At 40.4% G+C, this 16,141-nt stretch carries 14 protein-coding genes; 9 read left to right on the forward strand and 5 right to left on the reverse strand.

The genetic code is table 11. The features are described from left to right. The first annotated feature begins 48 nt into the window (after positions 1–48). The 5 genes from mnmH to ychF all read left to right on the forward strand — a co-directional run bounded on the left by mnmH (position 49) and on the right by ychF (position 6,236). The gene (gene mnmH, locus IPH84_13380; GenBank protein MBK7174193.1) at positions 49–1,098 is read left to right on the forward strand and encodes a tRNA 2-selenouridine(34) synthase MnmH; all 1,050 of its coding nucleotides are present in this window, start codon (positions 49–51) and stop codon (positions 1,096–1,098) included. Next, positions 1,082–2,140, forward strand: a complete 1,059-nt coding sequence (gene selD / locus IPH84_13385) for a selenide, water dikinase SelD (GenBank protein MBK7174194.1) — start codon at positions 1,082–1,084, stop codon at positions 2,138–2,140. The genes mnmH and selD overlap by 17 nt, the downstream gene beginning before the upstream one ends. Beyond that, positions 2,137–4,485, forward strand: coding sequence for a penicillin-binding protein 1C (pbpC, locus tag IPH84_13390; GenBank protein ID MBK7174195.1), 2,349 nt, complete (start codon positions 2,137–2,139; stop codon positions 4,483–4,485). The genes selD and pbpC overlap by 4 nt, the downstream gene beginning before the upstream one ends. Before the next feature lie 206 nt (positions 4,486–4,691). Next, a complete protein-coding gene (locus IPH84_13395) occupies positions 4,692–5,081 on the forward strand; it encodes a hypothetical protein (GenBank protein MBK7174196.1) in 390 nt (129 codons plus the stop codon). Positions 5,082–5,147: 66 nt separating this feature from the next. Next, entirely contained in the window at positions 5,148–6,236 is a 1,089-nt protein-coding gene (gene ychF / locus IPH84_13400; protein MBK7174197.1) for a redox-regulated ATPase YchF, read from the forward strand. Between the two features lie 21 nt (positions 6,237–6,257). Here the strand turns inward: ychF and bla are convergent, their stop codons facing one another. The 5 genes from bla to IPH84_13425 all read right to left on the reverse strand — a co-directional run bounded on the left by bla (position 6,258) and on the right by IPH84_13425 (position 10,680). After that, positions 6,258–7,160, reverse strand: coding sequence for a class A beta-lactamase, subclass A2 (bla, locus tag IPH84_13405; GenBank protein MBK7174198.1), 903 nt, complete (start codon positions 7,158–7,160; stop codon positions 6,258–6,260). A gap of 19 nt (positions 7,161–7,179) precedes the next feature. Beyond that, positions 7,180–8,022: a DUF2279 domain-containing protein gene (locus IPH84_13410; protein MBK7174199.1), complete on the reverse strand. Its 843-nt coding sequence runs from the start codon at positions 8,020–8,022 to the stop codon at positions 7,180–7,182. A 225-nt stretch (positions 8,023–8,247) separates the two neighbouring features. Beyond that, positions 8,248–9,330, reverse strand: a complete 1,083-nt coding sequence (gene mltG, locus IPH84_13415; protein ID MBK7174200.1) for an endolytic transglycosylase MltG — start codon at positions 9,328–9,330, stop codon at positions 8,248–8,250. Then, positions 9,330–9,893 carry a GNAT family N-acetyltransferase gene (locus IPH84_13420; GenBank protein ID MBK7174201.1) on the reverse strand — a complete coding sequence of 188 codons (564 nt, stop codon included), beginning with the start codon at positions 9,891–9,893 and terminating at the stop codon, positions 9,330–9,332. Before IPH84_13420 ends, mltG begins: the two co-directional genes overlap by 1 nt. A 4-nt stretch (positions 9,894–9,897) precedes the next feature. After that, on the reverse strand, positions 9,898–10,680 hold the full coding sequence (locus IPH84_13425; protein MBK7174202.1) for a diaminopimelate epimerase: 783 nt from the start codon (positions 10,678–10,680) through the stop codon (positions 9,898–9,900). 460 nt (positions 10,681–11,140) lie between these two features. On the opposite strand from IPH84_13425, the gene IPH84_13430 reads away from it, so the two are divergent. The 4 genes from IPH84_13430 (at position 11,141) to IPH84_13445 (ending at position 16,131) form a co-directional block, all read left to right on the forward strand. Further along, complete coding sequence (locus IPH84_13430; GenBank protein ID MBK7174203.1) at positions 11,141–12,589, forward strand: Do family serine endopeptidase; 1,449 nt, start codon at positions 11,141–11,143, stop codon at positions 12,587–12,589. Between the two features lie 144 nt (positions 12,590–12,733). Continuing rightward, positions 12,734–13,597, forward strand: coding sequence for an RNA polymerase sigma factor RpoD/SigA (locus IPH84_13435; protein MBK7174204.1), 864 nt, complete (start codon positions 12,734–12,736; stop codon positions 13,595–13,597). 218 nt (positions 13,598–13,815) lie between these two features. Further along, entirely contained in the window at positions 13,816–14,190 is a 375-nt protein-coding gene (locus IPH84_13440; protein ID MBK7174205.1) for a response regulator, read from the forward strand. 327 nt (positions 14,191–14,517) lie between these two features. After that, the gene (locus IPH84_13445) at positions 14,518–16,131 is read left to right on the forward strand and encodes a CTP synthase (GenBank protein MBK7174206.1); all 1,614 of its coding nucleotides are present in this window, start codon (positions 14,518–14,520) and stop codon (positions 16,129–16,131) included. The last annotated feature ends 10 nt before the right edge of the window (positions 16,132–16,141 follow it).

Consider the following 16,141-nt stretch of genomic DNA (forward strand, 5'->3'; position numbering starts at 1 on the left):
GAATCGATCAGTTATTCCTTGCATAATGTATGTCAAATTTTAATAGAAATGCCCCGGATTCTTAACCCGAAAGAATTTCTTTCATTCAGTAATCAATGGCCTGTCATCGATGTCAGGTCACCAGGGGAATATGCTATCGGACATATTTCAGGAGCCTTTAACCTGCCTCTTTTTACAGATGATGAAAGGGCCATTATTGGGACTCTGTATGCAAAGCAAGGGAAGGATCCCGCTGTAAAACAAGGTATGGAAATCGTCGGTTTGAAATTTGGAAGTTTTATATCGGAAATTGAAAAAATTACTACAGCTAAACAGATTGGAATCCATTGCTGGAGAGGGGGAATGAGAAGTGAAAGCCTGGCCTGGTTTTACGAAAAACTGGGTTATGAGGTTTTTCTCCTTGAAGGTGGATATAAGGCTTATCGAAAATTCATCAGATCAAGTTTCAAGACCTCTCCTGGTATATTTTTGCTGGGAGGCATGACCGGTAGTGGGAAAACTGAAATACTAGGCGAATTAGAGAAGATTGGAGAACAAACCATCGATCTTGAAGGAATGGCTCACCATAAAGGTTCGTCATTCGGCCATCTCGGGCAATCCGTCCAACCCTCAACAGAGCAGTTTGAAAATGATCTTTACGTTTGCTGGGCACAAAAAAACAATCAGCAACCGTTATGGATTGAGCATGAGAGCCATAAAGTGGGGACAGTTTACCTTCCTGATACATTCAGGGCAAGCATGCAGAACGGAACCTTAATCCGGCTGATATTGCCACTGGAAATCAGGGTCTCCCGACTTATGAATGAATACTCCCATTTCGATAAATCCCTGTTAAAGGAGTCAATTCTGCATATCTGCCAGGGGATGGGTACTTATCAGAATAAACTGGCACTTGAAGCCCTGGAAAGTGGAAAATTGTCAGAGGTGGCAGAGATTGTGCTGCAATATTATGACAAGACCTATGAGTTTGCATTGAAAAAACGGCCATTTAAAAAGGTCTTTGAAATCCGGCTGGATTCGCCGGATATGAAAATGAATGCCAGGAAAATTCTTGATTTTACTAAGTCACAAATGAATATCCATGAACGCAGATCATAATGAAACTATAAAACTCACTCATTTTTCACATGGAATGGGATGTGGATGCAAAATGAGACCACAATACCTGGAGAAAATACTGAAAAATCTCCCGGTTCCGCTTGATCCAGCTGTATTGGTAGGGACCTCAACCTCCGATGATGCAACCGTTTATCAAATTAATGATGAGCAGGCCATCGTGCAGACCGTTGATTTTTTTACCCCAATAGTAGATGATCCTTATGATTTTGGAGCAATAGCTGCAGCTAATGCCATGAGTGATATTTATGCAATGGGAGGAAAGCCTTTGTTCGCTTTGAATGTAGTTGCATTTCCCTCTAAGAAATTATCCGGAGATGTGCTGGAAGCCATACTGAGAGGTGCATCAGATAAAGCAGCAGAAGCCGGCATCAGTATACTTGGAGGACACAGCATCGATGATGAAGAACCCAAATTTGGTATGACTGTCACAGGGATTATTCATCCTGCAAAAATTCTGATGAATTGTAACGCAAAGCCGGGGGATGTCCTGATCCTCACAAAATCCCTGGGTACTGGAATTATATCTACTGCCATCAGGAAGGAAATCTCTACTGATAATTCAAGGAAAGAAGCTGTAGAAAGTATGAAGACTTTGAATAAGATGGCTGCGGAAGTGATATCCGGTTTTCCTGTGAATGCCTGCACAGATGTGACCGGATTTGGACTTTTAGGTCACCTGAGTGAAATGACCAGGGGAAGTAAAGTGAATGCAGAAGTCTTTTTCAGTAAGTTGCCTCTCATGGAAGGAATTTATAAGTATGCTGAAGATGGAGCTGTTTCAGGGGGGACCAAAGGGAATGTTGAATATTATTCTACATGGATTCAGTGGTCAGATGAGTTGGATATATTCGAACGTTATATTTTCTGTGATGCTCAAACTTCAGGAGGCCTGTTGATTTCAATACCTGAAGAATCTGCTCCGGCACTCATCGATGCACTTCATGCGAAAAAGGTGCTCAATGCTTCAGTCATCGGACGAATTGTGCAAGGTAATGAAGGCATTATTTCCGCATTAAAATGATCAGGTTCAGGGGATCAGCGATTTCATTCATCAGTGCCGAAAAGAAGGGTATCGCTCATTGGTTCAAATCAGGAGTGGGTATTGTCCTGATAGCATTTGCTGTTTTCTTTTTCCTGGACCTTTGTTTTCCCTTTACTGTCAGGATTGATTATTCCCGCCAGGTGCTCAGCCGTGACAAGGAACTTCTCCATGCCTTTCTTTCTTCTGACCAGAAATGGAGGATGAATTGTTCACTTGAGGAAGTCAACCCAATCCTGGTAAAAACGATCATTCAGAAAGAAGATCAGTGGTTCTGGTATCATCCCGGTGTGAATATATTTTCAATCGGCAGGGCTGTCTGGCAAAATTTTAGCCGGGGTGAAAGAATATCAGGAGCATCCACCATTACAATGCAGGTGGTCAGGTTGTTGGAACGCCGGGAGCGCACATACCTAAGCAAAGTAATCGAAATATTCAGGGCGGTACAATTGGAAATGCATTATTCCAAATCCCGGATTCTTGAAATGTATCTGAATCTTTTGCCATACGGAGGTAATATTGAAGGCATTAAAGCCGCATCTTTCCTGTACTTTGGCCAGAAACCCTATACCTTAAGTACAGCCCAGGTTGTAACCCTGGCAATTATTCCCAATAATCCCCATCACCTTCGGCTGGGTATAAATAATGAAAGGATTCTGAAAGAGAGGAATCATTGGTTGGTAAGATTATCCGGACAGGGATGGATTAATGAATCTCAATTAACCGCTTCATTAACAGAACCTCTTACTGCACACAGGCTACCCGCACCACGCCTTGTTCCTCATTATGCCGAGAAACTCGTTAGAATGTTCCCGGAGCATTTGATACTGAATACATTTATTGACCGTAATCTGCAGGATCAGGTAGAGAAATTAATGGCTACTGAGATTGCCAGCCTCAGGATGAAAGGTATTACCAACTGTGCGGTAATCGTAATCTCAAACACAACTTCACAAGTATTGGCTTATGCCGGTTCTGCAGGATTTAAAGAATCATTGTATTCTGGACAGGTGGATGGAGTCTCTTCACTGAGGTCGCCAGGCAGCGCTTTGAAACCCTTTCTTTATGCAATGGCAATTGATAAAGGATTGATAACTCCAAAAAGTATGCTGGAAGATGTTCCCATTAATTTTGGAGGATATAAGCCCTCAAACTATGATGAAACATACCGGGGACAACTCACGGCTACTCAGGCTCTGGCGCTTTCACTAAATATCCCTGCTGTGGACCTGGCAAACAGGCTGGGTGTGGAGTTATTTGTTGAGAAACTTGGGAGGGGAGGGCTACGCTGGATTTCAAAAAGAAAAGATAAACTTGGACTTTCAGTTGTCCTGGGTGGCTGCGGAGTTACACTCGAAGAACTAACTAACCTTTATTCTTCTCTGGCAAGGGATGGCAGGCATTATCCCCTCCAATACTGTAAAGAAGATAAGCAAATCCGAACAGACACTTTATTTAGTCCGCAATCCTCCTGGATGATAACAGAGATGCTGACCAATCTCAAACGGCCGGATTTGCCAAATTACTTTGAAAACTCCGTTCACTTACCCCATATTGCCTGGAAAACCGGCACATCCTATGGTAGAAGGGATGCATGGAGCATTGGATATAATCCTGAATATACTGTAGGGGTATGGGTAGGGAATTTTGATGGCACCGGCATCGCAGATCTTTCAGGATCAGAGACAGCTGCTCCCATCTTATTCAAAATATTTAATCAATTAACATACAAAAAAAATCCTAAATGGTTTAAACAGCCAGAAGGTGTTGATTTCAGGTTGGTATGCTCTGAATCAGGTCTGCCGCCCAACGACTTTTGCGAGAATATTGTGATGGATTACTACATCCCGGCTGTTTCTTCCAATCGGAAATGTAATCACATGCTGGAAGTTTTTACCAATCCTTCAGGCACAGAATCATATTGCAGGAGTTGCCTTCCTGCCAGTGGTTATCGGAGTGATTTCTATCCCAATTACAGGCCTCAGTTACTAACATTCTATAACCTTGAACGCATTCCTTACAAAAGGATACCTCCTCATAATTCATCCTGTAATCGTGTCTACCAGGACCAGGATCCGGTAATCACTTCTCTTAATGGAAATAAGGAATATATTCTATATGCTGATGCAGATCAGAAGTTGCAATTGGCTTGTTCTGCAGGGGTAGATGTCACGAAAGTTTATTGGTATATTAATAACAAATTTCTACAAGATGCCAGTGTTTCAGAAACACTGTTTTTTACCCCTGTTGCAGGGATGAATAAGATATCCTGTTGCGATGATAAAGGAAGAAATACTGATATTTACGTAAAAGTCACTTTTATCTGATAATTACAAATATGCTGGTGTTTTTTGAAAAGTTTGGATTCCGCGGGATTCTGGTAGTAACTTTGTAGTTAACATAGGCTTGAACAAATGCCCTGTGGAATCTGTAGTACTTGTTAGGATTATCATTGAATGAAAATTATCAGCCTGCAAAATTTCAAGCCCGGAATGTATTCATGAATACCAACAAGAAGATAAATAATATCAATATGAAATGGATACTCCAGTTAGTTTTTATGATAATGCTGGTTTGGGCATGCTCTCCGGTTCATCATTCTTCAGTTTCAGTGAAAACTGATGTTTCAAATATCCAGGATAGTACAGAATATGATCTGCTAATCATTGATCCTGAGTTTGACTTATGGTATGAATTGCATTATTCACCTGCACTTGACAGAACCAATGATACTTACCAGGCTTATAATGGCAGGGCTGTATCCAATTGGAATTATTATTTTACAACCGGCAGGTATGCGAGGGTTGTTGAATCCTATATTGATTATCGCACCTCAGTTATCTATGATTTGGAACTCAACAGACGGTTGTATTGGTATTTTAAGTTTGTGGAAGAAAGGTATAATCTCAACCTTTTTAGATAACCTGTCAGGTATTATTTTCTTCCTTCTTGCTTAGTTCATACCTTTGCACTCAAATTTAAGGTAATTATGGGATTAAAATGTGGCATCATTGGTTTATCCAATACGGGTAAAACCACTCTTTTTAACTGTGTAGCGAATACTAAGGTTCATAATCAACCGGGTGTTCAAAAAGCAAATATTGGTCAGATCAATGTACCGGATTCCCGATTACTGGAAATTGACAAACTCATCCGTTCTGTCAGAGTAGTTTTTGCTACTGTTGACCTTGTAGATATTCCAGGTCTGACTAAAGGATCAGGTCAGGCAGAGAGTGGATCCAGCAGGTTTTTGGCTGATATTCAACAGACTGATGCACTGATTCATGTGATTCGCTGTTTTGACAGTGATACGATCCCTCATATTGAAGGCAATGTAAATCCTGTGAGAGACAAAGAAATCGTTGATCTTGAACTCTGTATCAGAGACCTGGGGATGGTGGAAAGGAAAATCCAGAGAACAGAAAAACTCATCAAAGCCGGAGATAAGGATGCAAGGAAAACGATGGAGGTACTCCAGGTTTATAAGGCCCATCTTGAAGAGTTTAAGCCAGCGAGAACAGCCCCTGTGCATGTTGAAGATCATAAGCATATTGCTGATATGTTCCTGATTACAGACAAACCGGTTATTTATGTATGTAATGTGGATGAAGGATCAGCAGCAACCGGAAATGCTTATTATACGCAATTCCTGGAAGCTGTTAAGGATGAAAATGCAGAGGTGCTGATGATTGCTGCTGAACTGGAGGCACAGATTGCAGAATTGGAAGATGCCGACGACCGCGCAATTTTCCTCTCTGATGCCGGATTATCTGAACCTGGTGTTAACAAAGTGGTAAGTTCAGCTTATAAATTGCTGAACCTACAGTCCTTCTTCACTGCCGGCCCCAAAGAAGTCAGGGCCTGGACCATTCATAAAGGAATGACTGCTCCACAGGCTGCCGGAGTGATCCACAGCGACCTTGAAAGAGGTTTCATCAGGGCGGAGGTGATGAAATATAATGATTTCATGACTTATAAGACAGAGCACGCCTGTCGCGATGCCGGGAAACTCTTTGTGGAAGGCAAGAATTACGTGGTAGGAGATGGGGATATTCTCCATATCCGGTTCAATGTATAACCTTAAAACCTGTTTTCTTCTCTATTTTGACAGGAAATAGGAATATGCTTCATAAGCGATATCTGCAATCACAGCTTCATTCACACTGCTGTTTTCCCGTGAATTTGTCACAAAGACGGCCAAAACAAGGTGTCGCCCCCCAGGTAGGCAGATGATACCTATATCATTTGTAGCTGCAGTGATACCTTCTGAATTTGTGCCTGATGAACCCGTTTTATGAGCTAAAATAGTTCCTTCAGGTAACCGGTTTTTTATTCTCATAACGCCTGTAGAACTATTAACCATTTGATCCCACAATAGCTGGTAATTTATCCCATTGATTATTTCACCTTTAAAAAATTTCTCCAGGAGTAAAACTGCGGCCCAGGGTGTGCTGCTATTTATGAATTGTACATCCCAGCTTTTGTGCATTTCTTCTTCCGTAGCTTTGATTGAAATATCCTTTATCCCATTCAAGGCGATGAAATCGTTGACATATTCAGGTCCACCCAGTAATCTGAATAAAATATCGCACCCTACATTGTCACTTTGAGAAACAGTGTAGCCTAAAATGTCATATAACTTCATATTAATATTTCCTTCCGGGTAGCGATCTCTGATTGGGCTCCAGGTATTGGGAAGGAGATCGGATTTTTTTATATAAATTGAATCATTTATAGAAAATTCGCCTTTCTGCACCTTGTCATAAACAGCAAGTGCCAAATGGAACTTATATACACTTTGCATTGGATAAAGATCAGCAGCATTTATAGAAATAGTATCACCTGTTTCTATAAGTTTAATAGCAACCCCTGCTTTCAGATTCTTACCCTCTACAATGGACTGAATTTTTTTATTAAGTTCCTGATTTTGTGCGATCGAGGAATAACTAATTCCTGTCATCAGGATAATACTCAGGAAGAATTTTGATCCGGGAGATGTCATTTGTTGCTTTTATAAGTGCTTAAAAATAAAGGGGATGAAACTTGATCCCTGTATTAGTTATCTCAAGGGCTGGCATCGGAAATTTAATAAAACCAATGGCATTTAATACCAGTTTTAAGGTTTTTGACCGGACTGGAATACGGGTAAGATCAATATCAGGCGCTAGATAGAACTGATGCTTTCTTTTAAAATCAGGGATCGGAATTCCCTGGATTTGGTCTGGATTCGTTTTAGGTGCAATCATACCATCGGCACCATAACCTATAGCAACATTAAGCCAGGCCGGAAATTTTGAATGCATGTTTGCCAGGCTTTTGATATTTCCTGATAACCAGTACGTTTGACCATTGTAATCTTTCAGCATTCGTTGTGCCGTTCCTGAGCCTAATTGGGCTTTGTTATACTGAGCGTAATCTGTTAATTGAAAGGACCACTTGAGTATGATCTTCTGCTCCGACCAAAACATTTGCTGGCTTATAAATAAAGCGCTTCCAAGACTATTGGCCAGCATATCACCGGGGGATGCTCCCCATTCTTTTGAGAATCCATCGAAAACTTCAACAGTAGTTAAATAAGCAAGACCTGTCAGGCCTCCATACCAGATGGCATTTTTCTCTTTTGCTCCGGCCCATTTTAGATTTTCATAGCCAACCTTCCCCATATAATAGGATGTCATCATATGGCCTGCTTTATCCATTCCCAACCATTCATCATTGTCGTTAATGAAGTGGAAAGAGGATTGGGGATAATCAGCATACCAAAGTCCATATAACCCGCCAAGGCAGCCAATTCCCAATATACTTTCAGAGATGATAACAGCCTTCAGTTTCTTTGCATTAGACGGTAATTCTTGTTGAATCACCGTGTCATGCTGAGCATGCAAAGCAAATGACAGTAACAGGATATTTATGGTCAAAAATATCGTTTTGAATCTGGCCACGGGATGGAAATTAAACTTAAGAGTCAAAGAAACATTTGAAGCCACAGATCAAACATAAGCACACTGATTAATAGTTCCAAAATTCCATATTTCCTTGAAAAGATACAATAAGGATCCTGAAAAAAGTGCTATGCCTGAAATGATAACTTATTTCATTATTCCCTGTCGGTTCAGTGCTTGCTGATACCGTTGGGCATTCAATTCATGATCTTGCTGTGTGACCGCAAAATTATGGTACCCGGAAAAATCCTCCCTTGCACAAAAATACATGTAATTGTGTTGTCTGTAATTAAGCACGGCATCAATAGAAGAAACGGAGGGCATACATATAGGGCCGGGCGGAAGTCCTATATACATATAAGTGTTATAGGGAGAATCTATTTTTTTATAAATGTTTAAAACTCTTTTAATGGAAAAATCCCCTAAAGCAAATACCAGTGTAGGATCAGCCTGTAGTAGCCATCCCTGTTTAATTCGGTTCATGTAAACACCAGCAACATCAGGCTTTTCATCATTCCGGTTCGTTTCCTTTTCAACAATGGAGGCCAGTGTCATCGCTTCTAAGCGGGTAAGTCCAATGTCAGTGAGTTGTTTTTTTCTTTTTTCATTCCAGAAGGAATTATACTCCTTGAACATCCTGTCAAGGAATTTTTCCGGACTGATATTCCAATACACTGAGTAAGTATTTGGAATGAACATCGTTAAAATGGTTGCAGGAGTAAAGCCAAACTTCCCGGTTATTTCCGGGTTACTCAAGAGTTTGATTAACGAAACGGAATCGGCTTCAATTTGTTCCGAAATATGACCGGCAAGGTCTTCTTTTGTACGGATATTATTGAATACAAGTTTAACAGGGTCTTGTCTTCCTGCCCTTAACTTCGATAATAGCTGGTGATTGCTCATTCCGGGTTTAATCAGATAGTATCCGGGCTTTACATGATCAGGGTATTTCATGAGGTTGGCCACAAACTCAAATGAGTTGCGATGGATAATGAGTCCATTTTTATATAAATGGTCTGTTAACTGTTCCCATTTTTCCGTGGAGCTTATTTTCAAGCCATAAGATTCCTGCCCGTTCAGCCAGACGTTGGATTTGTATAGCATGGTATAGCCTAAGTATGCAATGGCTCCGAATGCTAAAAGTACAAGGAGGATGCCGAACCTGAAGAATCTTTTGAGGCGCGCTTTTCGCTGCTCCTTATGAATAACTGAAGAATAATAATTTGTCATTATAACAGGGATCGCTGGATTGTTTTACTGATCGACTCGTTTGGATTTATCAACTGAAGCATAAGTTCATCGGTCCATTCCTGGTTTCTAAGAAGCCACTGTTTTCGCAAACCACAAGTCTTATAACCAAGCCTGGTAAAAAGCCGGATACTATCCTGATTGGTATTCTCGATATTACAATAAAGCTGGTGCAGGTTTAAGGTGTTGAAACAATAAGCGGAAAGTAGCTCCAGTGCCTCTGTAGCAAAACCATTCTTCCTGTATTTCTCATCGATGAGGATACCAATTCCCGCTCTTCGATGGTGTGGATCGAAATCAAACAGGTCAATACTGCCTACTGGTTCTTGTTTGGTGCTGGAGTCAAGGCAGTCAATCATAAACCTTAGTTGCTTTGAAGAATAGATATCATGACTGGAGTTCAGCACGAATTGTTCAATTTCAAATCTTGAATAAGGAGAAAGTGTATTCCCCAGGTGCCATATAGTTGGATCATTTTCCCATTTATAGAGTGTATCTATATCGGCTGGTTCAGGGGCACGAAGTGAAATATGCGTTCCTATCATTTTGTTAAAAGCTAAACTGACCTTCAAAAACTCGTGATACATTTCCCTGTAGGGTAATTTCACTAAACCTGGTTCCATCTCTTCTGAAAGTCACCTTCAGGTTGCCTCCTGGAGTTTGAATCTGAAAATCTGTCCCACCTGACTTAAGTGAGGCGGCAATGGCGGAAGCGGTCACACCGGTGCCACATGACAAAGTTTCAGCCTCCACACCTTTTTCATAAGTTCTCACTTTGAGATATCCTTCACAGATCTGCACGAAATTTACATTCGTACCAGCAGGTTCAAATTTTGGAAGATTCCGTATCCTTTTTCCCTCTTCATGGACATCGATTTGAGATACATCATCCACAAATTTCACGAAATGAAAAGTGCCAGTATTCAGAAAACAGGAATCATCATTAAACTCATATATTTCCGGGTCCTTCATCTTTAAACTTACCTCCGATGAAGCACCCTGCTCTTCAAGAATTTGTGCCATATGCATGCCATCGGCAGCAATAAAGGATGTTGAATAACCTATCAATTCAAGACTTTGGGCAAAAGCTACAATACATCTGCCTCCATTACCGCAAAATGTTGCAGGACTTCCATCGGCATTAAAATATACCATCTCAAAATCAGAAGAATCACTGTTTCTTAGCAACAATAAACCATCAGCACCAATTCCAAAATGCCTGTTGCACATATGACTGATTAAAGTCACATCGTCAGGAAATATCCTTGAACGGTCATCAACTAAGATGAAATCATTTCCGGTACCCTGGTATTTAATAAATGGAATATGCATCCTTATCAGGTTTCTGCAGAGGGCCTGCGAAAATACAAAGATAGATTCAGATATCGATATAAATGACAATGTGAAATAAAATACCGCTGCAAAAGAGAAAATTTATGTATTTGGTGCAACCAGCAGAGTCTGCAGGTGTTTATTATTATACTGGGATACACTATTCCAGGGGATGTGTCGGATTGGATCTATAAAGTTCAGATGGCACATTGAATGCAAAAATAAAAATGACAGATTGGCAGATATTCAGGGTATGTCAGTCAAAATGTAAGTCTGAAAATCTTTTCATTCCAAAGGTAAAACCCTCTATCTGCCTTATGTATGTAAGGTTAACAATTATTAACAAGAGTGAATAAACTATTGGTATTGACATTGCGTTAATCAAGAGCAGGTTCCAAAAAGGTAATCATGTGTTGGAACGGAAGAAAATTAATGTTACACTACTTAAAAAATCTGTAAAATGAAAAAGTTTGGTGCATATCTGGCAGTGGCAATAATGGGTGGCCTGATTTCACTTGGTGCTTTTGCTTTAATTCAAAAGAAATATGACAAGGTTCAGGGAGTACCTCAGTATTCTGTCCCTGCAACATTAGCCGGATTAAATACCAGTGGAACCTTGCTGCCTGATTTTACAGCAGCAGCCAATGTAACTGTACATGCTGTTGTCCATATTAAAACAGAGTATTCCAGGAAGAATAATTACTATGATTATTTCTTTAATTTTCATGATTTCTTTGGAGATAATGGGATGCGTGAGCAGGCCCCATTGCAGGGAGCGGGTTCCGGAGTTATTATTTCGCCGGAAGGATACATTGTAACTAATAATCATGTTGTTCAGGATGCAACCAAGATAGAGGTTGTACTAAACGATAAACGTTCCTATTCTGCTGATGTAGTTGGAACTGATCCCTCAACCGACCTGGCTGTTATCAGGATTGATGAAAAGGCTCTCCCTTACCTGGTATATGGTAACTCTGATGATTTGATGATAGGTGAATGGGTGCTTGCTGTTGGAAATCCTTTCAATCTTACCTCAACGGTTACCGCAGGTATTGTTAGTGCAAAAGCACGAAATATTAATATTCTCGGATCTCCTGATAGCCCGGCTATTGAATCATTCATTCAGACTGATGCTGCAGTGAATCGTGGAAACAGTGGGGGTGCCCTTGTAAATACCAGGGGTGAGCTGGTTGGAATTAATGCGGCTATCGCCAGTGGTAATGGCTTTTATGCCGGATATTCATTTGCAATTCCAGTCAATATTGTGAAAAAGGTGGTCGACGATCTGCTTGATTATGGAGAGGTACAACGGGCTTTCCTCGGAGTTAATATTCGTGAGATCGATAGTAAACTCGCCCAGGAACAAGGATTGAAGGAACTCCGCGGTGTTTATGTTGCTGATGTTGTTGAAGAAGGTGCTGCTTCTGCTGCCGGGGTAAAGAAGGGAGATATTATTGTTTCTGTAGGTGGTGTTGTTGTTAACAGTACCTCAGAATTGTTGGAAAATGTAGGACGATATCGCCCGGGAGATAAGGTGGCACTGGTCATCAACCAGGGTAACAAAGAAAAAACACTGAATATAGTTCTTCGAAATAAAGAGGGAAACACTTCTGTGGTGAAAAAAGAAGAGAAGAATATGGTGAATTTGCTTGGAGCTACCTTCGAAAAAGCTTCCCCTGAATTATTAGCCAGAATCGGATCCAAGAATGGTGTACAGGTTACCAAATTGTCTGATGGTATCCTGAAGGAAGCTGGGATCAGGGAAGGATATGTCATCACTGAAATAGATAAGAAACCGGTTAACTCCGCTGATGATATTGAGACTATGCTTTATAATAAAAAGGGTGGTGTTCTTATCGAAGGCATTTATCCAAACCGGACCAGGGCCTATTATGGTTTTGGATTATAAAGAAAACAAAAAGCATTGCGACTTGTTAATAAAATTGAAGTCTTGAACTTGCGTTTAAGACCTGATGAAAGCTAACTTTATTTTAATCAGAGAACTACTTGTTTGTGTAACAGCATCACCTGGTTCTTTCCAAATAATTTCCCGATGAGACAGCTAAAAATCACCAAATCGATAACGAACCGGGAAACGGCTTCGCTCGATAAATATCTTCAGGATATTGGCAAAGAAGAATTGATTACAGCTGATCAGGAAGTAGAGTTGGCTCGCAGGATTAAAACCGGCGACCAACAGGCATTGGATAAATTATGTCGTGCCAACCTTCGGTTTGTTGTTTCAGTAGCTAAACAATATCAAAATCAAGGGCTTAGTCTGCCCGACCTCATTAATGAAGGAAATCTTGGGCTTATTAAAGCCGCTCAACGTTTTGATGAAACCCGTGGATTCAAGTTTATCTCCTATGCCGTATGGTGGATTCGTCAATCCATTCTGCAGGCACTGGCTGAGCAATCCAGGATTGTTAGGCTGCCTTTAAACCAGGTTGGTTCTCTTAATAAGATTAAAAAAGAAACCTCCCGGCTGGAGCAGAAATTTGAAAGACTTCCTTCGGCAGATGAAATTGCTGAAGCACTTGAAATTCCAGGATACAAAATTGATGCTGCCCTGAGAATATCAACACGTTACATTTCAATGGATGCTCCTTTAGCTGAAGATGAGGATACCAAATTCATCGATTTGTTTGTTGATGAAGATGCACCTTTTACTGATTCAGGACTCATGAGGGAATCCCTTGCCAAGGAAATTCAACGTTCCTTGTCAACATTGTCTGAAAAAGAAAGAGATGTTATTAACCTTTATTATGGTATTGGAATCCCTAATGGTTTAACACTGGAAGAGATCGGTGCAAAATTCGATCTTACCCGCGAACGGGTCCGACAGATTAAGGAAAAGGCAATCCGTAGACTTAAACACAACTCCAGGAGTAAGTTATTAAAATCTTACCTGGGTTAAAAAAAAGTTTTTTATTTCAAGAGGGCTAAAATGGCCCTCTTTTTTTTGCTTTCGTTGATAATAAAAGGATTGCTGAGCCTGACCCTGGTTAGACTGACAAATATTTACTCCTGGACTTAAAAAAATATTTTTTTTTCGTGTTACCTTTTAAGTAAATTTGGATAAAAGCATAGATTAATTATCTCATACTCTCTCATTATAGGCTAATTACTACTCTTATGAAAGTACTCATCGCTGAGGACAACCAATTAAATCAGCAATTAATGTCGCTTTACATGAAGCGGCTGGAATGGGATTTTAAGGTAGTGGGTGATGGATTACAAGCTGTTGAATCCTGCAGGCAAGAATCGTTTGATCTGATCCTCATGGATATTGACATGCCTGTACTTGATGGCATTGAAGCTACCAGGTATATCCGCATCTTTAACCCATACATTCCCATCATCGCAATAACTGCTTATACAGATGAAGCTGTCAGGCGGGAGACACAGGCTGTCGGGATGAATGCATTTCTCGCAAAGCCTTGCAGCCGTAATGATATATATGCAACTGTTACATCAGTCCTTGAAAATAAAGAGGAGAAAGTTGCCTGATTGAATTATAAATCAGTCGCTTGAGCCGCTATAAATGCGGCTTTTTTTGTTTGTGCTTCAATCTGTAAACTATTTGAACCGGTTACTGAAATTTTAAGCATAGGATGATTTCTAAATTTGCATATTATACATAACACATTTTCAGGATTATAGCCAATAATTAATTATCAGTATAAATAAAGACCTTATACTTAATAAAATTATTCATTTTGTGGGTTTATCCCATTTTGGATTCGTACTTTTGCAACCCATAGTTGATTCACTAATTTTTGCTGAATTCATTATTCCTAGTTTGACTGTTGGTCAATCCAATCTACCTATTCACCTATGGCTGAAACACGATATATTTTTACAACTGGTGGGGTTGCTTCTTCTCTCGGGAAGGGAATTATCTCATCATCACTGGCTAAACTATTGATAGCCAGAGGGTTCAAAGTTGCGATCCAAAAATTGGATCCATACATCAATATTGATCCCGGAACTCTTAATCCATATGAGCACGGAGAATGTTATGTTACCCAGGATGGTGCAGAAACAGATCTTGATCTTGGTCATTATGAAAGGTTCACCAATGTTCCTACCTCACAGGCAAACAATGTAACTACCGGACGAATTTACCAGGCTGTAATTGATAAGGAAAGAAAGGGAGATTACCTTGGAGAAACTGTACAGGTTATTCCCCATATTACTGATGAGATCAAATATCGCATCAGGCTATTAGGGGCCGATGGGAAATATGATTTTGTTATTACCGAAATAGGAGGGACAGTCGGTGACATTGAATCCCTGCCCTATATTGAAGCTGTTCGTCAGATGAAATGGGAGTTGGGTAACCGTTGCCTGGTTATACACCTGACTTTGGTGCCTTACCTGGCATCATCAGGCGAACTCAAAACAAAGCCTACCCAGCACAGTGTAAAAACCTTGCTTGAATCTGGGGTTCAGCCGGATATTATCGTTTGCCGCACCGAAAAGCATCTCAACCAGGGATTAAGGAATAAAATTGCTTTATTCTGCAATGTGATACCTTCTGCTGTCATTGAGTCAATAGATGTTGAAACCATTTATGACGTCCCGTTGCTCATGCGTGACGAGAAACTGGACCAGGTGGTGCTTGAGAAGATGCAGGTCCCCATTCGGAAAGAGCCTGATTTATCGCTTTGGGAAGAATTTCTCTATAAACTGAAGCATCCGAAAGGAGAAGTAAACATTGGCCTGATAGGAAAATACGTTGAATTGAAGGATGCCTATAAGTCAATCAGTGAGTCTTTTATTCATGCCGGAGCTGCAAATCAGTTCAAGGTTAATGTAATAATGGTTCATTCTGAAGCCATAAATTCAAAAACGGTCAGGCAAATTCTTGAAAAACTGGATGGCATACTTGTAGCACCTGGTTTTGGTGCAAGAGGGATTGATGGAAAAATTCTTGCCATTAAATTTGCCAGGGAAAACAAAATTCCTTTTATGGGCATTTGCTTAGGTATGCAGTGTGCCGTTATTGAGTTTGGCAGAAATGTGCTCGGATTGAAAGATGCTCATTCAACAGAAATGAATCCGGATACGCCCTATCCTGTTATTGACATTATGCCTGATCAAAAGGACCTCGATAAAAAAGGCGGTACAATGCGTCTTGGAAGCTGGCCCTGCACTGTTGAAAAAGATTCCAAAGCCTTTGATGTTTATGGTGTTACAGATATTGCTGAACGTCACAGGCATCGTTATGAATTTAATAATGCTTTCAGAGAGCAATATGAAAAGGCCGGGATGAAACTGGTTGGGATCAATAAAGATAAAAACCTGGTTGAAATGATTGAATTAAAGGATCATCCATGGTTTATTGCTGTGCAGTTCCACCCGGAATACCGCAGCACTGTTGCCAGTCCACATCCACTTTTTGTGCATTTTGTTGAAGCGGCTATCGAACATCTGAAAAGAAAATAGCCATGTAATA

It is taken from the genome of Bacteroidales bacterium (assembly GCA_016707785.1).
Classification (GTDB): Bacteria; Bacteroidota; Bacteroidia; order Bacteroidales; family UBA4417; genus UBA4417.

Excerpts from the sequence above, each read along its gene's own strand:
- IPH84_13420 (MBK7174201.1), bottom strand. The coding sequence starts at position 9,893 with ATGATAGGAACGCATATTTCACTTCGTGCCCCTGAACCAGCCGATATA.
- bla (MBK7174198.1), bottom strand. The coding sequence starts at position 7,160 with ATGACATCTCCCGGATCAAAATTCTTCCTGAGTATTATCCTGATGACA.
- mnmH (MBK7174193.1), top strand. The coding sequence starts at position 49 with ATGCCCCGGATTCTTAACCCGAAAGAATTTCTTTCATTCAGTAATCAA.
- IPH84_13435 (MBK7174204.1), top strand. The coding sequence starts at position 12,734 with ATGAGACAGCTAAAAATCACCAAATCGATAACGAACCGGGAAACGGCT.
- IPH84_13445 (MBK7174206.1), top strand. The coding sequence starts at position 14,518 with ATGGCTGAAACACGATATATTTTTACAACTGGTGGGGTTGCTTCTTCT.
- IPH84_13425 (MBK7174202.1), bottom strand. The coding sequence starts at position 10,680 with ATGCATATTCCATTTATTAAATACCAGGGTACCGGAAATGATTTCATC.
- IPH84_13395 (MBK7174196.1), top strand. The coding sequence starts at position 4,692 with ATGAAATGGATACTCCAGTTAGTTTTTATGATAATGCTGGTTTGGGCA.
- mltG (MBK7174200.1), bottom strand. The coding sequence starts at position 9,330 with ATGACAAATTATTATTCTTCAGTTATTCATAAGGAGCAGCGAAAAGCG.
- IPH84_13430 (MBK7174203.1), top strand. The coding sequence starts at position 11,141 with ATGAAAAAGTTTGGTGCATATCTGGCAGTGGCAATAATGGGTGGCCTG.
- pbpC (MBK7174195.1), top strand. The coding sequence starts at position 2,137 with ATGATCAGGTTCAGGGGATCAGCGATTTCATTCATCAGTGCCGAAAAG.
- IPH84_13440 (MBK7174205.1), top strand. The coding sequence starts at position 13,816 with ATGAAAGTACTCATCGCTGAGGACAACCAATTAAATCAGCAATTAATG.
- selD (MBK7174194.1), top strand. The coding sequence starts at position 1,082 with ATGAACGCAGATCATAATGAAACTATAAAACTCACTCATTTTTCACAT.
- ychF (MBK7174197.1), top strand. The coding sequence starts at position 5,148 with ATGGGATTAAAATGTGGCATCATTGGTTTATCCAATACGGGTAAAACC.